Annotated in this window: 15 protein-coding genes; 6 read left to right on the top strand and 9 right to left on the bottom strand. The window is 54.5% G+C overall.

The window, feature by feature from the left end; all coding sequences use genetic code 11:
• Positions 1-26 precede the first annotated feature (26 nt).
• A complete protein-coding gene (gene glnA, locus ACNT1W_RS01870; RefSeq protein WP_012147549.1) occupies positions 27-1,436 on the bottom strand; it encodes a glutamate--ammonia ligase in 1,410 nt (469 codons plus the stop codon).
• A 370-nt stretch (positions 1,437-1,806) separates the two neighbouring features.
• On the opposite strand from glnA, the gene typA reads away from it, so the two are divergent.
• The 5 genes from typA to fabY all read left to right on the top strand — a co-directional run bounded on the left by typA (position 1,807) and on the right by fabY (position 6,727).
• Complete coding sequence (gene typA, locus ACNT1W_RS01865) at positions 1,807-3,630, top strand: ribosome-dependent GTPase TypA (protein ID WP_012147548.1); 1,824 nt, start codon at positions 1,807-1,809, stop codon at positions 3,628-3,630.
• Positions 3,631-3,794: 164 nt separating this feature from the next.
• The gene (yihX, locus tag ACNT1W_RS01860) at positions 3,795-4,385 is read left to right on the top strand and encodes a glucose-1-phosphatase (RefSeq protein WP_012147547.1); all 591 of its coding nucleotides are present in this window, start codon (positions 3,795-3,797) and stop codon (positions 4,383-4,385) included.
• A gap of 49 nt (positions 4,386-4,434) precedes the next feature.
• On the top strand, positions 4,435-5,325 hold the full coding sequence (locus ACNT1W_RS01855; protein WP_419246343.1) for a virulence factor BrkB family protein: 891 nt from the start codon (positions 4,435-4,437) through the stop codon (positions 5,323-5,325).
• A complete protein-coding gene (dtd, locus tag ACNT1W_RS01850) occupies positions 5,322-5,759 on the top strand; it encodes a D-aminoacyl-tRNA deacylase (protein ID WP_012147545.1) in 438 nt (145 codons plus the stop codon). The genes ACNT1W_RS01855 and dtd overlap by 4 nt, the downstream gene beginning before the upstream one ends.
• 23 nt (positions 5,760-5,782) lie before the next feature.
• Positions 5,783-6,727, top strand: a complete 945-nt coding sequence (fabY, locus tag ACNT1W_RS01845; protein WP_012147544.1) for a fatty acid biosynthesis protein FabY — start codon at positions 5,783-5,785, stop codon at positions 6,725-6,727.
• Positions 6,728-6,805: 78 nt separating this feature from the next.
• Here fabY and ACNT1W_RS01840 read toward each other — a convergent pair whose 3' ends face one another.
• From ACNT1W_RS01840 to ACNT1W_RS01830, 3 genes are all read right to left on the bottom strand, one after another.
• Entirely contained in the window at positions 6,806-8,749 is a 1,944-nt protein-coding gene (locus ACNT1W_RS01840; protein WP_419246342.1) for a S8 family serine peptidase, read from the bottom strand.
• A gap of 350 nt (positions 8,750-9,099) precedes the next feature.
• Positions 9,100-10,761 (bottom strand): AsmA family protein, encoded by a 1,662-nt coding sequence (locus tag ACNT1W_RS01835; protein WP_419246341.1) that lies wholly within the window; start codon positions 10,759-10,761, stop codon positions 9,100-9,102.
• Positions 10,762-10,891: 130 nt separating this feature from the next.
• Positions 10,892-12,292: a nucleobase:cation symporter-2 family protein gene (locus ACNT1W_RS01830; RefSeq protein ID WP_419246340.1), complete on the bottom strand. Its 1,401-nt coding sequence runs from the start codon at positions 12,290-12,292 to the stop codon at positions 10,892-10,894.
• A gap of 242 nt (positions 12,293-12,534) precedes the next feature.
• Between ACNT1W_RS01830 and gltS the strand changes: the two genes are divergently transcribed.
• Positions 12,535-13,746, top strand: a complete 1,212-nt coding sequence (gene gltS / locus ACNT1W_RS01825; protein WP_017894460.1) for a sodium/glutamate symporter — start codon at positions 12,535-12,537, stop codon at positions 13,744-13,746.
• Between the two features lie 59 nt (positions 13,747-13,805).
• Here gltS and recG read toward each other — a convergent pair whose 3' ends face one another.
• The 5 genes from recG to gmk are packed head-to-tail and all read right to left on the bottom strand — an operon-like array spanning position 13,806 to position 19,669.
• On the bottom strand, positions 13,806-15,887 hold the full coding sequence (recG, locus tag ACNT1W_RS01820) for an ATP-dependent DNA helicase RecG (protein WP_419246339.1): 2,082 nt from the start codon (positions 15,885-15,887) through the stop codon (positions 13,806-13,808).
• Positions 15,884-16,579 (bottom strand): tRNA (guanosine(18)-2'-O)-methyltransferase TrmH, encoded by a 696-nt coding sequence (gene trmH / locus ACNT1W_RS01815; protein WP_012147538.1) that lies wholly within the window; start codon positions 16,577-16,579, stop codon positions 15,884-15,886. Before trmH ends, recG begins: the two co-directional genes overlap by 4 nt.
• A 5-nt stretch (positions 16,580-16,584) precedes the next feature.
• On the bottom strand, positions 16,585-18,696 hold the full coding sequence (gene spoT, locus ACNT1W_RS01810) for a bifunctional GTP diphosphokinase/guanosine-3',5'-bis pyrophosphate 3'-pyrophosphohydrolase (RefSeq protein WP_012147537.1): 2,112 nt from the start codon (positions 18,694-18,696) through the stop codon (positions 16,585-16,587).
• A 19-nt stretch (positions 18,697-18,715) separates the two neighbouring features.
• Positions 18,716-18,991, bottom strand: coding sequence for a DNA-directed RNA polymerase subunit omega (gene rpoZ / locus ACNT1W_RS01805; protein WP_004953385.1), 276 nt, complete (start codon positions 18,989-18,991; stop codon positions 18,716-18,718).
• Between the two features lie 54 nt (positions 18,992-19,045).
• On the bottom strand, positions 19,046-19,669 hold the full coding sequence (gene gmk / locus ACNT1W_RS01800; protein ID WP_012147536.1) for a guanylate kinase: 624 nt from the start codon (positions 19,667-19,669) through the stop codon (positions 19,046-19,048).
• Positions 19,670-19,693: the final 24 nt, after the last annotated feature.

Below are 19,693 nucleotides of genomic sequence, written 5' to 3'. Positions count from 1 at the left end.
GCCGTCCGCAGACGGCGCGGTAAAACTTAAACGCTGTAGTACAGTTCGAACTCAACCGGGTGTGGCGTCATGCGAACGCGGTCCATTTCTTCTTTACGCAGATCGATGTAAGCGTCGATCGCGTCGTCGGTGAATACGCCACCGCGGGTCAGGAACTCGCGGTCTTCGCTCAGTGCAGCCAGCGCTTCATCCAGAGAGCCTGCAACTTTTGGAATTTCAGCTTCTTCTTCCGGTGGCAGGTCATACAGGTTTTTGTCCATGGCATCGCCAGGGTGGATTTTGTTAATCACACCGTCCAGGCCTGCCATCAGCAGAGCTGCGAAGCACAGGTATGGGTTGGCCGCTGGATCCGGGAAACGGGCTTCGATACGGCGCGCTTTCGGGCTGGCTACCACTGGGATACGGATGGAAGCCGAACGGTTACGGGCTGAGTAAGCCAGCATCACCGGTGCTTCGTAACCTGGGACCAGACGCTTGTAAGAGTTGGTGGTCGGGTTGGCCAGGGCGTTGATCGCTTTGGCGTGCTTGATGATGCCGCCGATGTAGAACAGGGCAGTTTCAGACAGGCCGCCGTATTTGTCGCCGGCGAACAGGTTAGTCCCGTTCTTGGACAGTGACATGTGGCAGTGCATACCGGAGCCGTTATCACCGAACATAGGTTTCGGCATGAAGGTCGCGGTTTTACCAAATGCGTGAGCCACGTTGTGAACCACGTATTTGTAGATTTGGATTTCGTCGGCTTTCTTGGTCATGGTGTTGAAGCGGGTTGCCACTTCGTTCTGACCTGCGGTTGCCACTTCGTGGTGGTGAGCTTCAACCACCAGGCCCATTTCTTCCATGGTCAAACACATGGTAGAACGGATGTCCTGTGACGAGTCGACCGGAGGAACCGGGAAGTAACCGCCTTTGACTGCCGGACGGTGACCTTTGTTGCCGCCATCGTATTTGGTGCCGGAGTTCCATGCGCCTTCGATATCGTCGATAGCTACGTGGGAACCACGGATGCTGCTGCCGAAACGAATATCATCGAACAGGAAGAATTCTGGCTCAGGCCCGAACAGCACGGTGTCCGCGATGCCGGAAGAACGCAGGAAGTCTTCTGCACGCTTGGAGATTGAACGCGGGTCACGGTCGTAGCCCTGCATGGTGCCTGGCTCGAGGATATCGCAGCGAATGATCAGAGTGGATTCTTCGAAGAACGGATCCAATACCGCCGTGCTGGCGTCTGGCATCAGCACCATGTCAGATTCGTTGATGCCCTTCCAACCACCGATCGAGGAGCCGTCAAACATTTTACCTTCTTCGAAGAAGTCGGCATTTACCTGATGAGAAGGGATGGTAACGTGCTGTTCCTTACCCTTGGTGTCAGTGAAACGCAGGTCTACGAATTTCACTTCATGCTCATTCAGCATCGTCAAAACGTGTTCAGCGGACATACTTAACTCTCCCGGATTTGTCATTGTCTTCGTCGTGGAACGAATCTGTGGAACTGGCTTTTTTTGTCTTGAAAAGACTAAAGCGAAAACTGTGCCAACTTTGCGAAAGCGCTTTAATCGCCTTTCTGCGCGGCTTTTGCACAGAATCAGTATGCACCATCAGTGACGGTTTGCACCTAAATGGTGCAATCAATGCGTGATGGAGCACTGTAATGGTGCAAAAGTGCACCAGATGCTGCTTTTTGCACCGTGAAAGGGATCACATACTGACCTGTACACAGTTGTTTATAAGAGACTGTTGTGATCTTGTTTAGTCCCTCGCTTAATACGTGTACAATAGCGCGCTATTTCTAATGCCTGAGGCAAAGCTGTGATCGAAAATTTGCGTAACATCGCCATTATTGCCCACGTTGACCATGGTAAGACCACCCTGGTTGATAAGCTGCTGCAACAATCCGGTACTTTCGGAGAGCGTGTAGAAGCCACCGAACGCGTAATGGACTCCAACGATTTGGAGAAAGAGCGTGGGATTACCATCCTCGCTAAAAACACCGCCATTAATTGGAAAGACTACCGCATCAACATCGTGGATACCCCAGGACACGCCGACTTCGGCGGTGAGGTTGAGCGTGTGATGTCAATGGTTGACTCGGTGCTGCTGGTTGTGGATGCAATGGATGGCCCAATGCCGCAAACCCGCTTCGTGACCAAAAAAGCGTTTGCTAATGGTCTGAAGCCGATCGTGGTAATCAACAAGGTTGACCGTCCAGGCGCACGTCCTGATTGGGTTGTTGATCAGGTCTTCGACCTGTTCGTTAACCTCGACGCGACCGACGAGCAGCTCGACTTCCCAATCATCTATGCTTCTGCACTGATGGGGATCGCGGGTACTGACCACAACGAGATGGCGGAAGACATGACCCCGCTGTATCAGGCGATCGTAGACCACGTGTCTGCACCGCAGGTTGAGCTCGAAGCACCGTTCCAGATGCAGATCTCTCAGCTGGACTACAACAACTACGTGGGCGTTATCGGCATCGGCCGTATCAAGCGTGGTAAGGTCAAGCCGAACCAACAGATCACTATCATTGATAGCGAAGGCAAAACCCGTAACGGTAAAGTTGCCAAGGTTCTGACCCACATGGGTCTGGAGCGTATCGAAGCGCCTATCGCTGAAGCGGGTGACATCATCGCTATCACCGGTCTGGGCGAGCTGAACATCTCTGACACCATCTGTGATGTGAACGCGGTTGAAGCGCTGCCGGCACTGTCTGTTGATGAACCGACGGTAACCATGTACTTCAACGTCAACACCTCTCCGTTCTGTGGTAAAGAAGGCAAGTACGTGACTTCACGTCAGATCCTCGACCGTCTGAACAAAGAGCTGGTGCACAACGTGGCACTGCGTGTTGAAGAAACCGAAGATGCTGATGCATTCCGCGTATCTGGCCGTGGTGAACTTCACCTGTCGGTTCTGATCGAAAACATGCGTCGTGAAGGTTTCGAGCTGGCGGTTTCCCGTCCTAAAGTTATCAACCGTAAAATCGATGGCCGCATGCAAGAGCCATTCGAAAACGTGACGCTGGATATCGAAGAACAGCACCAGGGTTCAGTCATGCAAGCCATGGGTGAGCGTAAAGGTGACGTTAAGGACATGATCCCAGACGGCAAAGGTCGTATTCGCCTGGATTACCTGATCCCTGCGCGTGGCCTGATCGGTTTCCGTACCGAGTTCATGACCATGACTTCCGGTACCGGCCTGCTGTACTCCACCTTCAGCCACTACGATGACGTGCGCCAGGGTGAAATCGGCCAGCGCCAGAACGGCGTGCTGATCTCTAACGGCCAGGGCAAGGCAGTAGCATTCGCCCTGTTCGGTCTGCAAGATCGCGGCAAGCTGTTCCTGGGTCACGGTGCAGAAGTGTATGAAGGCCAGATCATCGGTATTCACTCACGTTCTAACGACCTGACCGTGAACTGCCTGACCGGTAAGAAGCTGACCAACATGCGTGCTTCCGGTACTGACGAAGCGACTACCCTGGTTCCTGCTATCAAGATGTCCCTGGAGCAAGCTCTGGAATTCATCGATGATGACGAACTGGTAGAAGTTACGCCAACGTCCGTACGTATTCGTAAACGTCACCTGACTGAAAACGATCGTAAGCGTGCAAGCCGCGGTCCTAAAGAAGCTTAATCGCTGATTTAGTCTGCAACACTTAGGGCGCGTCCAGCGCCCTGAGTTTTTTCCTCTGTCTTTTCCCATTTCTGCCGCGTGCTATACGCTTTTCCACCTGCTCTCTATTCAGCCTCTGTTTTTCCCGCTACAGTAAAATCTCACCGGCCCATCAGGAGAGGACTATGCTGTATATCTTTGATTTAGGTAATGTGATCGTCGATATCGATTTCAAACGTGTACTGGGTGTATGGAGCAATTTAAGCGGTACGCCGCTGGCGGTCTTGTCCGAACGTTTCACCATGGGCGAGCTGTTCCAACAGCATGAGCGCGGTGAAATCAGCGATGAAGATTTTGCCGGGCAACTCAGTGAAGAGATGGGTATCGCTCTGAGTTTCGAACAGTTCGCTACCGGTTGGCAGGCGGTGTTTGTCGCCCTGCGCCCGGAAGTGATCGACATCATGAAACGTCTGCGTAGCGAAGGTCACCGTGTCGTGGTGCTGTCGAACACCAACCGCCTGCACTGCAATTACTGGCCGCAACACTACCCGCAAGTGGCGGAAGCCGCCGATCATCTGTACCTGTCTCAGGACATCGGTATGCGCAAACCGGACGCCAACATCTATCAGCACGTTCTTAACGCAGAAAATACCCCGCCGGACCAGGCCGTGTTTTTTGATGATGTGGCGGCCAATGTAGCCGCGGCTGAAGCTCTGGGGATTAAAGGGGTGCACGTGACCGATCCTGACGTGGTGCCGGCTTATTTTGCCCAATGACCGCAAAGGGTTAAGCTTAAGGCGTACAAACTGACATCAAGGAGTGGCTATGTCATTTTTCCGCCGCAAGAAGCTGCCTTCTGCGATCAAACCCGGCGTCACCTTTGGGCGGCTGCTGATCAAACGCATCGACAGCGATGGCCTGACTATGCTGGCAGGCCATTTGGCTTACGTTTCCCTACTGTCGCTGGTGCCACTGGTGACCGTGGTGTTCGCACTGTTTGCCGCCTTCCCGATGTTCTCCGATATCAGTGTCCAACTGAAGAGCTTTATCTTCTCCAACTTCATGCCGGCCGCCGGCAACGTGATTCAAAATTATCTGGAGCAGTTTGTCGCCAACTCCAACAAGATGACCGCCGTCGGCACTTGCGGGCTGATTGTCACCGCGCTGTTGTTGATCTCCTCGGTGGACAGCGTGCTCAATACCATCTGGCGCAGCAAAAATAAGCGTCCAATCGTGTTTTCTTTCGCGGTGTACTGGATGGTACTGACCCTGGGCCCGCTGTTGGTGGGGGCCAGCATGGCGATCAGCTCCTATCTGCTGTCGCTCAACTGGTTGGCGCAGAGCGGTGTCAACAGCCTGGTGGATCAGGTACTGCGTATATTTCCGCTGATCCTGTCATGGATATCCTTCTGGCTGCTGTATTGCATTGTGCCGACGGTGCGGGTGCCACCCAAGGATGCACTGATCGGTGCGCTGGTGGCCGGGGTGCTGTTTGAGCTGGGCAAGAAGGGTTTTGCCTTGTACATCACCATGTTCCCGTCTTACCAGCTGATTTACGGCGTGCTGGCGGTGATCCCCATTTTATTCCTCTGGGTCTACTGGAGCTGGTGTATCGTGTTACTCGGTGCGGAAATCACGGTGACCATTGGGGAATACCGCGACTACCGCCAACAGAAGGCGGAACAACAGGCTCAGCCACCAGAAGGGCAGTTATGATTGCGTTAATTCAGCGGGTATTAAATGCCAGCGTCACGGTCGAAGGTCAGACAGTAGGCAACATCGGTCCAGGTTTGTTAGTGTTATTGGGCGTGGAACAGGACGATAACGAGCAGAAGGCCGTTCGCCTGTGTGAGCGTGTATTGGGATACCGCATCTTTGGCGATGAGAACGACAAGATGAATCTCAATGTCCAACAGGCAGGGGGCAGCCTGCTGGTGGTCTCGCAGTTCACGCTGGTGGCCGACACGCAAAAGGGGATGCGTCCGAGCTTCTCTCGCGGTGCGGTACCGCAGGAGGCCGACCGGTTGTACCAATATTTTGTTGGCCAGTGCCGTGAGCGCGGCATAGAAACTCAAACCGGTGAGTTTGCGGCCGATATGAAAGTCGCGCTGGTGAACGACGGGCCAGTGACGTTTTGGCTTCAAGTCTAAGTATTCTGAGAGAGAAAGCGTCTATGTATCACCTACGAGTACCGGTAACAGAACAAGAACTGAAGGATTATTACCAGTTCCGCTGGGAAATGCTGCGCAAGCCGCTGCACCAGCCGGTGGGGTCGGAAAAGGATGCCTATGACGCCATGGCGCATCACCAAATGGTGGTGGACGAGGGCGGGAAAATTGTCGCTATTGGGCGGCTGTATATCAATGCGGACAACGAGGCGGCGATTCGTTTTCTGGCGGTAGACCCGACGGTGCAGGACAAGGGCCTGGGTACGCTGGTGGCCATGACCCTGGAGTCCGTGGCACGCCAGGAAAGCGTAAAGCGGGTGGTGTGTAGCGCCCGTGAAGATGCGGTGGATTTCTTTGCCAAACTGGGCTTCGTCAATCAGGGTGAGATCACCGCTCCGCAGACCACGCCGATTCGTCACTTCCTGATGATCAAACCCGTGGCGACGCTGGACGACATTCTGCATCGCCCCGACTGGTGCGGACAGCTGCAGCAGGCCTGGTACGATCATATCCCGCTCAGTGAGAAAATGGGTGTGCGTATCAGCCAATACACGGGTCAACGCTTTGTCACCACCATGCCGGAGATCGGCAACCAGAACCCGCACCATACGCTGTTTGCCGGTAGCCTGTTTTCGCTGGCGACCTTGACCGCCTGGGGATTAATCTGGTTGTTGCTGCGTGAGCGCCATTTGGGCGGCACCATTATTCTGGCCGATGCGCATATCCGTTACAGCAAGCCGATCACCGGCCGACCGCGGGCAGTGGCGGATCTCAGTTCGTTGAGCGGTGATTTGGCGCGTCTGGCACGCGGCCGCCGTGCTCGAGTACAGGCGGAAGTCCACCTGTTCGGAGACGATGACAGAGGCGCGGTGTTTGAAGGGACTTATATGGTGCTGCCCGCCGAGCCGGAAGTGCCCCTGGACCAGGGTGGTTGCGAGGCGATTGCCTGACGGCATTAGTAAAAGAGTTACCTGGTTTGTACGAGGCCGGTGGTTTCTACAAACAGGTAACTCTCGATGGGTTAGCGGTTAGCAGCCAGGGTGCATGTTAGCCGCGCCTTTTACGCGCCATACGCCCCATTCACCGGCAGCACCGGGCACATCGCCTCGGGTCCACCAACCGTTCTGCCACTCTTTGCCGTCATAGGCCACGCTACTGCAGAGCTTGTCATAGGCCTTGTTACTGTCCCAGGGCGCTGCCGATGAGGCATCAGTCAGCGTAAAGCTCAGCGTTTCCTGTTTAACCGTCTCCCCTTTCTCATTGCCGGCCTTATATCTTAATGAATACTTACCCGCGGTAACGTCGGTCAGAGGGATATGCACGGTGACGCTGTCGTTTTCAATTTTCTGTTTAACAACGCCTTTTTTATTACCTTGTCGATCCGTGACTTCAGCCTCCAGCGTCATGCTTCCTTCCGCCCGAACGCTAAAACTCAGGATTGAACGCCCTTGTTGGATGATTTCCGTCCGCAAATTAGAAATGGTCAGGTTTTCATTTACCGGGGTTTCGTCCAGCATTTTTTCCGCCGCCTTCATTAAATCAGGCTGGGTGCCAACCGGCTGATGGGTATCCACCAACGGGGTGCCGGTTTCGGTCAGTAGCTTACGCAGGTGCCTTGGTGTGAGTAACCTGCCGTATTGTTTCGCTATCCCCGACAGGCTGGCGGCAGCCCCGGCGATAATGGGATTAGCCGCTGAAGTGCCTGAGTATGCTTGGGTATATTGCGCATTAGGTTCAGTCCATAGGTTGGCTTTATAGTCTACTGTGGTAGTGACAATGTCCCAGCAACCCCAGCTTGCGCTATCGATTCTGGAACCATAAGTGCTGAATATGGCCTTTTTGCCATCGTCCCCACAAACGGCTCCGGCAATAATGGCGCCAGAATCCCTGATGCTACGATCAAATCTCCCCTGGAAAACCGGGTGATCAAGATTTACGTTACCATTACCTGCGGCCATAATGACGTGAATGCCGCTGTCAGTAGCGGTCTTAATCGCATCAAACCAGGCCTGCTCAATTTCTACCGGCACAAAACAATTACCAGACCGGCATGTAGAAGCTGGAATAAGAGATGTTAATCTTTGCTGACCAACCTGGATTACATCCCCTGCTTTTAGTAAGTTTATTCCATCTACAAAATTAGAGACTTGCCAGGCTACATAGGCAAATTGAGCCTGATGGGCAATGCCCAATACGCCAAAGTCGTTGTCTTTTCCGGCCATAATACCCAGAGACATCGTATCGTGATAACGAGAGGCTGCAATATCTTCGCCGATTGAGAAAATGGCTCTTGGCAGGTCTATATGATCGTTATTCCAACGTCCGTTTTCGTTGGACATCACCGTTACCCCTTCACCTTTAGCGCCAGGATAATGCTTGTGTGCATTTAACGCATTGACGCCCCCCAGAGCATAACCGGTTCGCTGTTCATCCGGTGATTTAAGATAATCTTGCATATCGACAAAGGAGGGAACGTGGCGGGTGTTGCGCTCGGGTAATGAAGGTTTATTATCGTCTAATGAGAAATGGCGAAGCTCTCCAGATGCGCTGACGTATTCATCCATGGATGCTGGTTTGGCTGCAGGATAAATAACATCGATATCTTTATCATTTTCAAACATTCTGACGATATTGTTTATGTATTCGACATCGTTGGATTTTTCGTCAGGAATTTTCACCACAAAATACTTGTTTAAGCCATTAGCATTGCCGGCACGGCCAATCAGTGAGCTGCGTTGGGTCTCCTTAAACAGCTTTTCAAACCTCATCTCAATCCCGTCACTGCCGTACAGCGACAGGCTTTGCCCGCCATTCCTGCTTTGTATGCCTTCGCCTATATCCTTCAGACCCTGGTCACTTAATTTAATCACGACTGACGAGTAATCGATGTTTTCGCCGGCATAAAAGTCCGCCTTGGCCATGCCATTAACTGAATAGATAGCAAGTAGGGTAAGAAGTAATGACTTTCTCATAATAGCCTCTAATTTTTTCTTTATATAAGAACTCAGGCAGGGGTATATTTATAAATAATGAAAATTAAATAGATTGTCCCCTGACGGCTAGAAATTTAAAAGGAGACAAATATATACGTTAATTTTTACATTGCTTTTATTAAGAAATATAAAAATTCATGTTTTTTATTATTAATATGGAAATTATATCAATGGTAAGTAGGGCGTCATAATGCCACTGACATTATCTCTGTGCTGTTAATATGGGTTATTTTAAGGTGAGTAAGGGTATTTAAGATGGGGTTTTCAGCTTATATCGGTTATTGGGCGGCACACCACGCTAAATCACGCGGGTAGGCCGCCCCTTTCCATCAAGGCAGTTGTTGTTCCAGTGTTTGCCCGTTTTTGCTGGTGGCCTGCAGCCGGCCCTGCAAAGAAGCCTTAAACGGCCCGTCGCTGTTCAGTAGACCTTTCAACTGTAATTGCAGGTTACCGTCACCTTCCAGTGGTACCTGCTGCCATCCCCATTGTTGCAGGGTGTTCACCGGTACGGAGCGCCCGTTGAGCGACAGCGTAAAGGGTTTACCCGGCAGTTGCTCGATGGTGGCTTTGGCTTCCAGCAATCCCTGCGGCATAAAGGCACTGAGATCGGTGACGTTGATCTGCCCGTCATTGGCGTTCAGCGCCAACGATGGGCGGCGAACGTCTATCTTGTTGAAGGTGGCTTCGCTGCCATTGAGGTTCAGCGTACCGGACCAGATGCCCCATTGGTGGTCGCGTGCCAGCAGCAGGTTACTGCCGTAGCCGTCCAGCGCGGTTACCTGGAAAGGGAAGGCCGGGTTGATATCGATGATCAGGTTGCGGTTGGTGGTCAGCTTGTTGACGTATACCTCCGCCAACCAGTGTGGCAGCGTTTGTAGCCACAGCCCGCGCCAGTTGCTCGGCAAGGTGTATTCCAACGCGGCGACCGCCACCTCATCGAGTTGCAGTCGGTTATTGGCGCGCAGCCAGTTGCCGGAAGTGCGCAACAGCCCGCCTTCCCAGCGGGTGGTGAACTGTTGAATGGCAATGCCGGCCGGCGAGAGGCGCATATTCATGATTGGGTCAATCAGGTGGAAGCCGCCGTTGATCAAATCGCTGGCGTTGAAGTTCAGCGAACCGTCCGGACTGCTCCAGTCGCCCTGCTGGAAGGTGACGTTTTGCAGCGACAGATCGAGATCGTTGAATGCCCATTCTTTGCCTTCCAGCCGCGCATCGATCAGATCAAAACGTTTGAGTGTGATCGGCGGCAGGGCAGTAAAGCGCTGCCAGAACTGTTCCAGCGTCAGTGGTGTCTGCATACGTACGCCACTCAGCCGCAGGCGTTCTACCTGCCAACTGCCATTGGCGGCGCGGGTGGCTACGCCAGTCAAATCACCTTGCGCCAGATCGGCGCCGAAGTTGCTGAGCAGCAACTGGTTTTGTTTGAGTTCGCCCTGTACCAATACCTGAGAGGCGGGGATGCCGTTCAGCGTCATGGAACCGGCGCTGAACTGGAATTGATGGTTCTCACCCAAGGGATGACCGGCTTTCGGTTGCCATGGCGTAATACCGGCATTGACCCGTTGCGCATTGAGCTGCCAGATTTCATCGTTGACTTGCAGTGCCATATTGCTCAGTTGCAGCACATCGGCCTGAATCGGCAATACAGCATTTTGCTGAGGTAGCTTAAGCGTACCGTCTCGTAGCGTTACGCTATGGAAATAACGCGGCTCGGTAAGTTGGCGCAGGCTGAGGCCTAAATCCAGTCGCTTGGCGACCAGCGAGGGTGGCTGATTCTTTGTCGCTAATTGAACGTCTTCCAGGCTGATTTGACCCGGCTGGTCCCACGAGTGCGAGATCTTCGCTACCGACAGGCGATATTCACTGTTATCGCTGATCCAGCGGCTCAAGTAGCCCGCGGCCCAACGGGTTTGCCCAATGACGTACAACAGCGCAATGGCAAGCACTACCAGCAGCAGCAACGTCAGCAACAGTTTCCCGATAAATTTCATCGTCTACATCCGCGTCGGTCAAAAAAGATACCCTGTTTATGCCGCAATTGGCCGGGCATCTCAAGTGCAATGGTCTGATAGGCAATAAAAAAACGGCCGCGAGCGGCCGTTTGACTGTCAGCGTGGCCGATTATGGCTTTTCGTGTTCGTGTGGGAACACCAGGTTCAGCACGATAGCGGTGATACCCCCGGCAGCAATGCCTGAGGAGAGCAGGGTTTTCAGCCAGTCCGGAGCGAACTGCAGGATCAGCGGCTGTTGCGACACGCCCATACCCACCGCCAGAGACAGCGCCATGATCATGATTGCGCGGCGATTCAGTCGTTCGCGAGACACGATACGCACGCCAGATGCGGCGATGGTGCCGAACATCACCAGGGTTGCACCGCCCAGAACCGGTTCGGGAATATGTTGCACGAAACCGGCCACCGCCGGGAACAGCCCCAGTACGATCAGCATCAGCGCCACCACGAAACCGACATAGCGGCTGGCAACGCCGGTCAGTTGGATCACGCCATTGTTCTGACCAAAGCAGGAGTTGGGGAAGGTGTTGAATACTGCCGACAGCATCGAGTTCAGGCCGTTAGCCAACACGCCGCCCTTCAGACGCTTCATATACAGCGGACCGCTGACCGGCTGTTCCGACACGTCCGAGGTGGCGGTGATATCGCCGATGGTTTCCAGTGAGGTGACCATAAAGATCAACATCAGAGGTAACAGCAGGTTCCAGTCAAAGCCCAGACCGTAATAGAGCGGCGTTGGGATGACGATGGCTGCCGTCTCGAGAGCCGGTTGGCTTTGCGGCAACATATCCATGGCCCAGGCCAGCAGATAGCCGACCGCCATGGCAATCACCAGTGAGGCAACGCGCAGGTAGGGGTTGCGCTGACGGTTAAGCAGAATGATGACCAATAATACCGCACCGGCCAGCAGCAGGTTTTTAGGGGCGCCGAAGCTGCCCCCGTTCATCGCGGCATAACCGCCGCCGATGGAGGTCAGCCCGACCTGGATCAGCGATAAACCGATAATCATCACCACAATGCCGGAGACCAGCGGGGTGATAATACGGCGTGCCAGATGAAGGACGCGCGACAACAGGATTTCGGTGCAGGAGGCGACCATTAGCGTGCCAAACAGCGCTGCCATCATGGTCGGCACGTCGGCACCGCCGTTTTTCAGCGCCAGACCGCCCATAATCAGCGGTGAGACAAAGTTAAAGCTGGTGCCCTGAATGGACAGCAGGCCAGAACCGACCGGTCCCCAGGTTTTAATTTGCAGGATCGAGGCCAGACCGGAGGCAAACAGCGACATGCTGATAATGTGCTGAGTATCTTGTGCCGGTAACCCTAACGCCTGACAAATCAACAGCGCCGGGGTGATCACCGCAACAAACATTGCCAACAGGTGCTGACCGGCGGCAAACAGCGTTTGCGGCAGAGGTGGGCGGTCTTCCAGGCGATAAATCAGCTCGCTGTTAGGGGGGGTGGCAGTGGTTTTTTGCGCGGCATCGAGCTCGGCGGATGGCATGGTCATGGTGTGGCATTTCCAGAAACGGCAAAGCAGGCATTTTAATGATTTGACCCACAAAAGCAAACGGTTGCGCGTTAAAGTTATGTTAGCTTTATCGCCGGTTATGTCGCATTTTCATTCATTTTTTCTTGTGTTATCAGCGTTTTTTACTTCTAATCCCGCACTCATCAAGTTTTAAAAACTAAGCGGTTTTCTATAACTTATTATTTCTTAATTGGATCTTTCCCCTTACATGGAGTACCTGGATGTTTCATCTTGATACTTATGGCACGTTAGTCGCGGCAACATTGGTTTTGCTCCTCGGGGGCAAATGTGTCACCAGCATTCCCCTGTTGAGAAAATACACTATCCCCGCCCCTGTCGCCGGTGGTTTGCTGGTGGCGCTCCTGTTGTTAGCCTTGAAAAAGCTGGTTAACTGGGAAATCAGCTTCGATATGTCGCTAAAAGACCCGTTGATGCTGGCCTTCTTCGCCACCATCGGTCTGAATGCCAACCTGGCGCGATTGCGTGCGGGCGGCAAGGCATTAATGGTGTTCCTGTTTGTGGTGCTGGGCCTGCTGCTGGTGCAGAACGCCATCGGCATCGGCATGGCAAAAATGCTGGGTCTGGATCCGCTGATGGGTCTGATTGCCGGCTCCATCACCTTGTCCGGTGGCCATGGCACCGGGGCGGCCTGGAGCAAGCTGTTTATTGAACGCTACGGGTTTGAAAACGCCACGGAAGTGGCGATGGCCTGCGCCACCTTCGGGCTGGTACTGGGTGGCCTGATCGGCGGCCCGGTTGCGCGTTATCTGGTGAAACACTCGTCCACGCCGGAAGGCACGCCGGATGACAGCGTCCAGCCAAGCGGTTTTGAAAAGCCGGAGAGCGGTCGTTTGATCACCTCGCTGGTCATGATTGAAACCATCGCCATGATCGCCATCTGTCTGAGTCTGGGGCAGCTTATCGCCGGCCTGTTGAATGGTACGGTGTTTGAACTGCCAAACTTCGTCTGCGTGCTGTTTGTTGGCGTGATCCTCAGCAACACCCTGGCCTTTACCGGCTTTTATACCGTGTTTGAACGCGCGGTATCGGTGCTGGGTAACGTCAGCCTGTCACTGTTCCTGGCCATGGCGTTGATGAGCCTGCGGCTATGGGAACTGGCTTCGTTGGCGCTGCCGATGTTGGCGATCCTGGCGGTGCAAACGCTGGTGATGGCGCTGTACGCGATTTTCGTCACCTACCGGGTGATGGGCAAAAACTACGATGCGGCGGTTCTGGCCGCTGGCCACTGTGGCTTCGGCATGGGCGCGACGCCAACGGCGATTGCCAATATGCAGGCGATTACCGATCGCTTCGGCCCATCGCACCTGGCGTTTCTGGTGGTGCCGATGGTGGGGGCGTTCTTTATTGATATCGCCAACGCGATTGTGATTAAGCTGTATCTGCTGTTGCCGGTGTTCCCGGCGATAGGTTGATTAGCAGATAGCAATAAACCAGAAGGGCGCCGATTGGCGCCCTTTGTTTTGGCAGGGAATTAGGCGTTTGAGTAACGCGCTTTTTCCGGTAACCAGCGTTCAATCAGGGCGTGGGCATGTTGCGGGTATTGCTGATGGATATGACGAGCGACGCGTTGTACTTCCGGGATCATCGCCTGATCGCGTAGTAAATCGGCTACCTTAAACTCGGCGCTGCCGGTTTGGCGTGTGCCAAGCAGCTCCCCGGGGCCACGGATCTCCAGATCCTGCTGGGCAATGACGAAGCCGTCATTGCTGTCACGCAGCACCTGCAGCCGCTTCTGTGCGGTTTTGCTCAGTGGCGTTTTGTACAGCAACACGCAATGTGACGCCACGGCACCACGGCCCACGCGGCCACGCAGCTGATGCAACTGTGCCAGTCCTAACCGCTCTGGGTTTTCGATGATCATCAGGCTGGCATTCGGCACGTCGACACCGACTTCGATCACCGTCGTCGCCACCAACAGCTGGAGCTCGCCTTGTTTAAAGGCCTGCATCACCGCCTGCTTCTCTTGCGCTTTCATTCGGCCATGTATCAACGCGACTTTCAGCTCCGGCAGCGCGGTTTTCAGTTCTTCCCAGGTGGCTTCTGCGGCCTGGGCTTCGAGTAGTTCAGACTCTTCGATCAGCGTACAAACCCAATATGCTTGCCGGCCTTCTTCCAGGCAGGCGCTTTTCACCCGCTGGATTATATCGGCGCGTCGGGTATCGGGTATCGCGACGGTAGTGACCGGCGTTCTGCCCGGGGGCAGCTCGTCGATCACCGAGGTGTCGAGATCGGCATAGGCGGTCATTGCCAGCGTGCGTGGGATGGGCGTGGCGGTCATGATCAACTGATGGGCATGGAAGCCTTGCTCCTCCCCCTTTTCCCACAGTGCCAGTCGCTGGTGGACGCCAAAACGGTGCTGTTCGTCGATGATCACCAGTGCCAGGCCGGAAAATTTCACCTGTTCCTGGAAGATGGCGTGCGTGCCGACCACCATCGACACCTGACCACTGGCAATAGCCTCTTGCTGTGCGATACGCGCCTTGCCTTTTTGCTTGCCGGCCAGCCAGCCAACTTCTAATCCCAGCGGTTCAAACCACTGGCGGAAATTGTTGGCATGCTGTTCGGCCAGCAGTTCCGTAGGCGCCATCAATGCCACCTGCTTGCCGTGGGCGATAGCGCGTAGCGCGGCCAGTGCAGCCACCAGCGTTTTACCGGAGCCGACGTCGCCCTGTACCAGGCGCATCATCGGGAAGCCTTTTTGCATATCGGCTTCTATATCGGCCACCACGCGGTCTTGGGCGCCGGTCGGTGTAAAGGGTAACTGGGCGAGAAATTGTGTTTTAAGCCGATCATCCGGCATCAGAGGCAGCGCCTGATAGCTCTGAGCGCCGGCGCGTACCGCCAGCATACTGAGGTTATGCGCCAGCAGCTCTTCCATGATCAGTCGTTTTTGCGCCGGGTGTTTGCCCTGTTCCAAATCAACCAGCTGGATATCCGGCGGCGGGCGGTGCAGGGTATGCAATGCCTGTGGCAGACTCATCAAACCACCGCTCAGTTCCGACGGCAGCAGTTCGGTGATGGCGCAGGTATCCAACAGTTCCAGAGCCTGATCGGTCAGTTTGCGCAGCGTAGCCTGCCGGATACCTTCAGTCGTTGGGTAGACCGGGGTCAGTGATTCTTGCAGCTCAACCTCGCTGCTTTCTCCCTGAATGCGGTATTCCGGGTGAATAATTTCTGCGCCGTGATTGCCGCGTTTGACTTCACCATAGGCGGTTACGCGACGGCCGGTTGCCAGGCTGTTTTTCATCGCCGCATTGAAGTTGAAGAAGCGCATGGTGAGCAGGCCGGTACCGTCACTGATCTGGCAGGTCAGCATACGTCGACGGCCAAAACTGATGTCCGTACGCAGTACTTCACCTTCCACCGTGGCAAAAATGCCCGGCTGCAGGTCGTTTATTGGATAGAGGCGGGTGCGGTCTTCGTAGCGCAGTGGCAGGTGCAGCAGCAAATCCTGAATGGTTTCCAGGCCAATTTTGGCCAGTTTTTCCGCCTGGCTGGCACCCACGCCGGAAAGTGTGGTGAGTGGGACAGCATCCAGCAGGCGGCCTTTCATTTGCGTACCGTCGCTTGCATGGCTGCCCACCATTCGGCATCGGCGACCACCTGGCCCTGTTCATCAATGTGCGGACGCGGCAGCCTTTTGCGTTTGGCGACGTTGGCCAGCACCGGATAACCACCTTCAAACAGCAGGCGCTGTTGTTCTTCCTGGTCGAGCATGCTGTGCTCACGACGATACAGACCGGCATTTTGCCGCTGGCGTTGTGCTTCGTACAGGATCAATGCTGAGGCGACCGACACGTTGAGTGACTGCACCATACCGATCATTGGAATGATGATGTCCTGATCGGCAAGCCGCAGGGCTTCTTCGGTAATACCGGTTTTTTCCTGGCCCAGCAGCACGCAGGTCGGGCGGGTGTAATCCACCTCGCGGAAGTCTACTGCGCGGGCGGAGAGGTTGGTTGCCAGAATCTGCATACCCTGATCTTTCAAATGGGTCACGGCGTCGACGATGGTGGGATGGGTTTTGACATTCACCCAACTGTTGCTGCCGGCGGCGGAGGAAACCAGGGTTCGCATGCGTGGGGTTGGCCACACGGCATGCACCTGATGCACGCCGACGGCGTCGGCGGTGCGGATAATGGCGGAGACGTTATGCGGTTTGTGAACCTGTTCCAGGCAGACGGTTAAATCCGGCTGCCGGGTGGCCAGCATTTCACAAATCCGCGCATAGCGTTCAGGACTCATAAGCGCTAATTTCGGTTACGGTTAACTTTAATCACATCCGGCATGATACGGATTTTACGCATAATATTTGCCAGATGGATGCGATCGCGGGTGGTCAAACGGATAAATGCACTATAAACCCGGCCGTCTTTTTCTTCGGTATTCAGGCTTTGAATATTGGACTCAGCCGCATTGATGGCTGCCGTCAGGTTGGCCAGTGCCCCCTGATGATTAAACATGTCCACTTTGATCTCGGCGATGAATTCCTGTTCGATGTCTTGATCCCACTCTACCGCCATGAATTTTTCAGGTTCTTTCTGGTAGCCGCGGATATTTCGGCAGGACTCATGGTGGATCACCAGGCCTTTGCCTGGGCTGACATGGGCGATGATCGGATCGCCTGGAATAGGTCGGCAGCATTTAGCGAAGGTGATCAGCACGCCGTCTGAGCCCTTGATCGCCAGATTACGAACCCCAGAGGAGGCCCCCAGATTAGACTGGTCACCCTGCAGGTTTTTCGCTACCACCACGCTCATGGCATTGCCCAAGCCGATTTCAGCCAACAGGTCGTCCAGCGTCGCCAGTTTCATGCGATCCAACTCGTGTTGGATATTTTCTGCCGGAACCTCTGCCAGTTTGCGACTGCCGCCCAATGCATGATTTAACAAGCGGCGGCCGAGGCCGACTGAATCATCGCGTTTGAGGTTTTTCAGCATCTGGCGGATTTTTGCGCGCGCTTTTGAGCTGACGACAAAGTTCAGCCAGGCGGCGTTAGGCCGCGCACCAGGAGCCGTGATGATTTCGACCGTTTGCCCGCTGGTCAAGGACTGTGACAGCGGGTATGGCTGGCGATCAACACGTGCGCCAACGCAGGCGTGGCCGATATCGGTGTGCACCGCGTAGGCGAAGTCGACCGGCGTTGCGCCCGCAGGCAATTCAACAATGCGACCTTCCGGGGTGAAAACGTAAATCTCATCCGGGAACAGATCGGATTTTACGCTCTCGATAAATTCAAACGAACTGCCGGCGCTTTGTTGCAGCTCCAGCAAGCTCTGCATCCAGCGCTGAGCGCGGATTTGTGCGGTGGTGCCGGTTTCGCCCTGTTCTTTTTCTTTATAAGCCCAGTGCGCGGCGACCCCCATTTCGGCCATCTGATCCATATCTTCGGTACGGATCTGCACTTCAACCGGTACGCCATGTGGGCCGATCAGTGAGGTGTGCAGCGATTGATAGCCGTTGGCCTTAGGAATGGCGATATAGTCTTTGACCCTGCCCGGACGCGGTTTGTACAGGCTGTGAGCCTGGCCCAGCACGCGGTAGCAGGTGTCGACTTCCTTCACGATCACCCGGAACGCGTAGATATCCATAATCGAATGGAAACGCTGTTCTTTCAGGTGCATCTTGAGGTAGATGGAATACAGATGTTTTTCCCGTCCGCTGACGCGGCAGGGAATGCCGGCCTCGGTCAGTCGCCCTTCGATCTCGGAGAGAATCTTCTGGATCATCTCTTTACGGTTACCGCGTGCGGCTTTCACCACTTCTTTGATTACGCGATAGCGGTTCGGGTACAACGCCTCAAAACCCAGCTCTTCCAGCTCGGTTTTCAGGTGGTGAATACCCAGGCGATGGGCCAGGGGGCTGTAGATTTCCAGGGTTTCACGTGCAATACGCCGCCGTTTGTCAGGACGCAGCGAACCGAGAGTGCGCATGTTGTGCGTACGGTCGGCCAGCTTGATCAGCACGACGCGGATATCCTGCACCATCGCCATGATCATCTTGCGGAAGTTTTCCGCCTGAGCTTCTTTTTTATCCTGGAACTTCAGCTTGTCGAGCTTGGATACGCCTTCAACCAGTTCGGCAACGCTTTTGCCGAATAGCTGTTCCATATCCTGGTAGGTGGCCGGGGTATCTTCGATGACGTCGTGCAGCAGGGCTGCCATCAGCGTCTCATGATCGAGACGCATTTCCGCCAGAATGCAGGCCACGGCAACCGGGTGAGTAATGTAGGGCTCACCGCTGGAGCGTGTCTGTCCCTCGTGAGCATCACGTGCAACGAGGTATGCCTGTTTGAGGCGCTTAATCTGCTCCTCAGGCAGGTAACGTTGAATCAGCAGATTCAGGCTTTCAAACAGGTACAAAGGCAGACTCGCAGTCTAATTAACGACGACCTTCAGCAATGGCGGTAACCGCTTGAATCTCTGCGGCTTCCTGCTCTTGCTGCTCCTGACGATCACGAACATCGAGGATTTGGCTGGTGATCAGGCCTTCTTCGATTTCGCGCAGCGCGATAACGGTGTACTTGTCGTTTTCTTCCGGAACAAGTGCATCTTTACCGCCAGTCTGGATTTGACGTGCCCGACGAGCAGCGACCAACACCAGGTCAAAACGGTTACCAATTTTCTCTACAGCGTCTTGAACAGTTACGCGTGCCATATTTGTGCTACTCCACAGGTGACGAAAAGACTGGGCATAATACTGAAACTGTCTTCAGTCTGCCAATAGTTTGCTGATTAAAGCGTCATGCCGCAGTAATTGGCGGCCTAAACGCAGGCGTTCGGCGCGAATAATGGTTTTCAGATCGGACAGGGCCAGATCGAAATCATCGTTCACGATTAAATAATCATACTCCGCGTAGTGTGCCATTTCGGCCACGGCCTGAGCCATGCGTTTGGCGATCACCTCATCCGAGTCTTGCCCGCGGCCACGCAGGCGACGGCCAAGTTCGTCCTTCGACGGCGGCAAAATAAAGATGCTGCGCGCCTGTGGCATTTTGGCGCGAATTTGCTGTGCGCCCTGCCAGTCGATATCCAGGAAAACGTCTACGCCGGTCGACAACACTTGCTCAATAGCGGCACGTGAGGTCCCGTAATAGTTGCCGAACACTTCCGCGTGCTCAAGAAACGCATCCTGCTCAATCATTTGGCAGAATTCATCTTTTGAGACGAAGAAATAATGATCGCCGTGCTGTTCACCCGGGCGGCTGTCGCGCGTGGTGTGCGAAACCGAAACCTGCGTGTCGTACAGCGGTTGCGTCTTTAACAAAGCCTGAATCAGACTTGATTTCCCTGCGCCACTGGGGGCAGAGACAATATAAAGCGTGCCTTGAGCCATGATGATGTTCGTTGATAGCGGTTG

The organism is Serratia sp. NFX21, from assembly GCF_048517035.1.
GTDB classification, from domain to species: Bacteria; Pseudomonadota; Gammaproteobacteria; order Enterobacterales; family Enterobacteriaceae; genus Serratia; species Serratia quinivorans.
Note: the sequence above shows the minus strand (reverse complement) of the source record. Positions and strands in the feature narration are given on the sequence as shown.

What these genes read in the sequence shown, in the direction of transcription:
- yihX (WP_012147547.1), top strand. Translation starts at nt 3,795, where the DNA reads ATGCTGTATATCTTTGATTTAGGTAATGTGATCGTCGATATCGATTTC.
- dtd (WP_012147545.1), top strand. Translation starts at nt 5,322, where the DNA reads ATGATTGCGTTAATTCAGCGGGTATTAAATGCCAGCGTCACGGTCGAA.
- ACNT1W_RS01855 (WP_419246343.1), top strand. Translation starts at nt 4,435, where the DNA reads ATGTCATTTTTCCGCCGCAAGAAGCTGCCTTCTGCGATCAAACCCGGC.
- trmH (WP_012147538.1), bottom strand. Translation starts at nt 16,579, where the DNA reads ATGAGTCCTGAACGCTATGCGCGGATTTGTGAAATGCTGGCCACCCGG.
- glnA (WP_012147549.1), bottom strand. Translation starts at nt 1,436, where the DNA reads ATGTCCGCTGAACACGTTTTGACGATGCTGAATGAGCATGAAGTGAAA.
- ACNT1W_RS01830 (WP_419246340.1), bottom strand. Translation starts at nt 12,292, where the DNA reads ATGACCATGCCATCCGCCGAGCTCGATGCCGCGCAAAAAACCACTGCC.
- ACNT1W_RS01840 (WP_419246342.1), bottom strand. Translation starts at nt 8,749, where the DNA reads ATGAGAAAGTCATTACTTCTTACCCTACTTGCTATCTATTCAGTTAAT.
- gltS (WP_017894460.1), top strand. Translation starts at nt 12,535, where the DNA reads ATGTTTCATCTTGATACTTATGGCACGTTAGTCGCGGCAACATTGGTT.
- fabY (WP_012147544.1), top strand. Translation starts at nt 5,783, where the DNA reads ATGTATCACCTACGAGTACCGGTAACAGAACAAGAACTGAAGGATTAT.
- ACNT1W_RS01835 (WP_419246341.1), bottom strand. Translation starts at nt 10,761, where the DNA reads ATGAAATTTATCGGGAAACTGTTGCTGACGTTGCTGCTGCTGGTAGTG.
- recG (WP_419246339.1), bottom strand. Translation starts at nt 15,887, where the DNA reads ATGAAAGGCCGCCTGCTGGATGCTGTCCCACTCACCACACTTTCCGGC.
- gmk (WP_012147536.1), bottom strand. Translation starts at nt 19,669, where the DNA reads ATGGCTCAAGGCACGCTTTATATTGTCTCTGCCCCCAGTGGCGCAGGG.
- rpoZ (WP_004953385.1), bottom strand. Translation starts at nt 18,991, where the DNA reads ATGGCACGCGTAACTGTTCAAGACGCTGTAGAGAAAATTGGTAACCGT.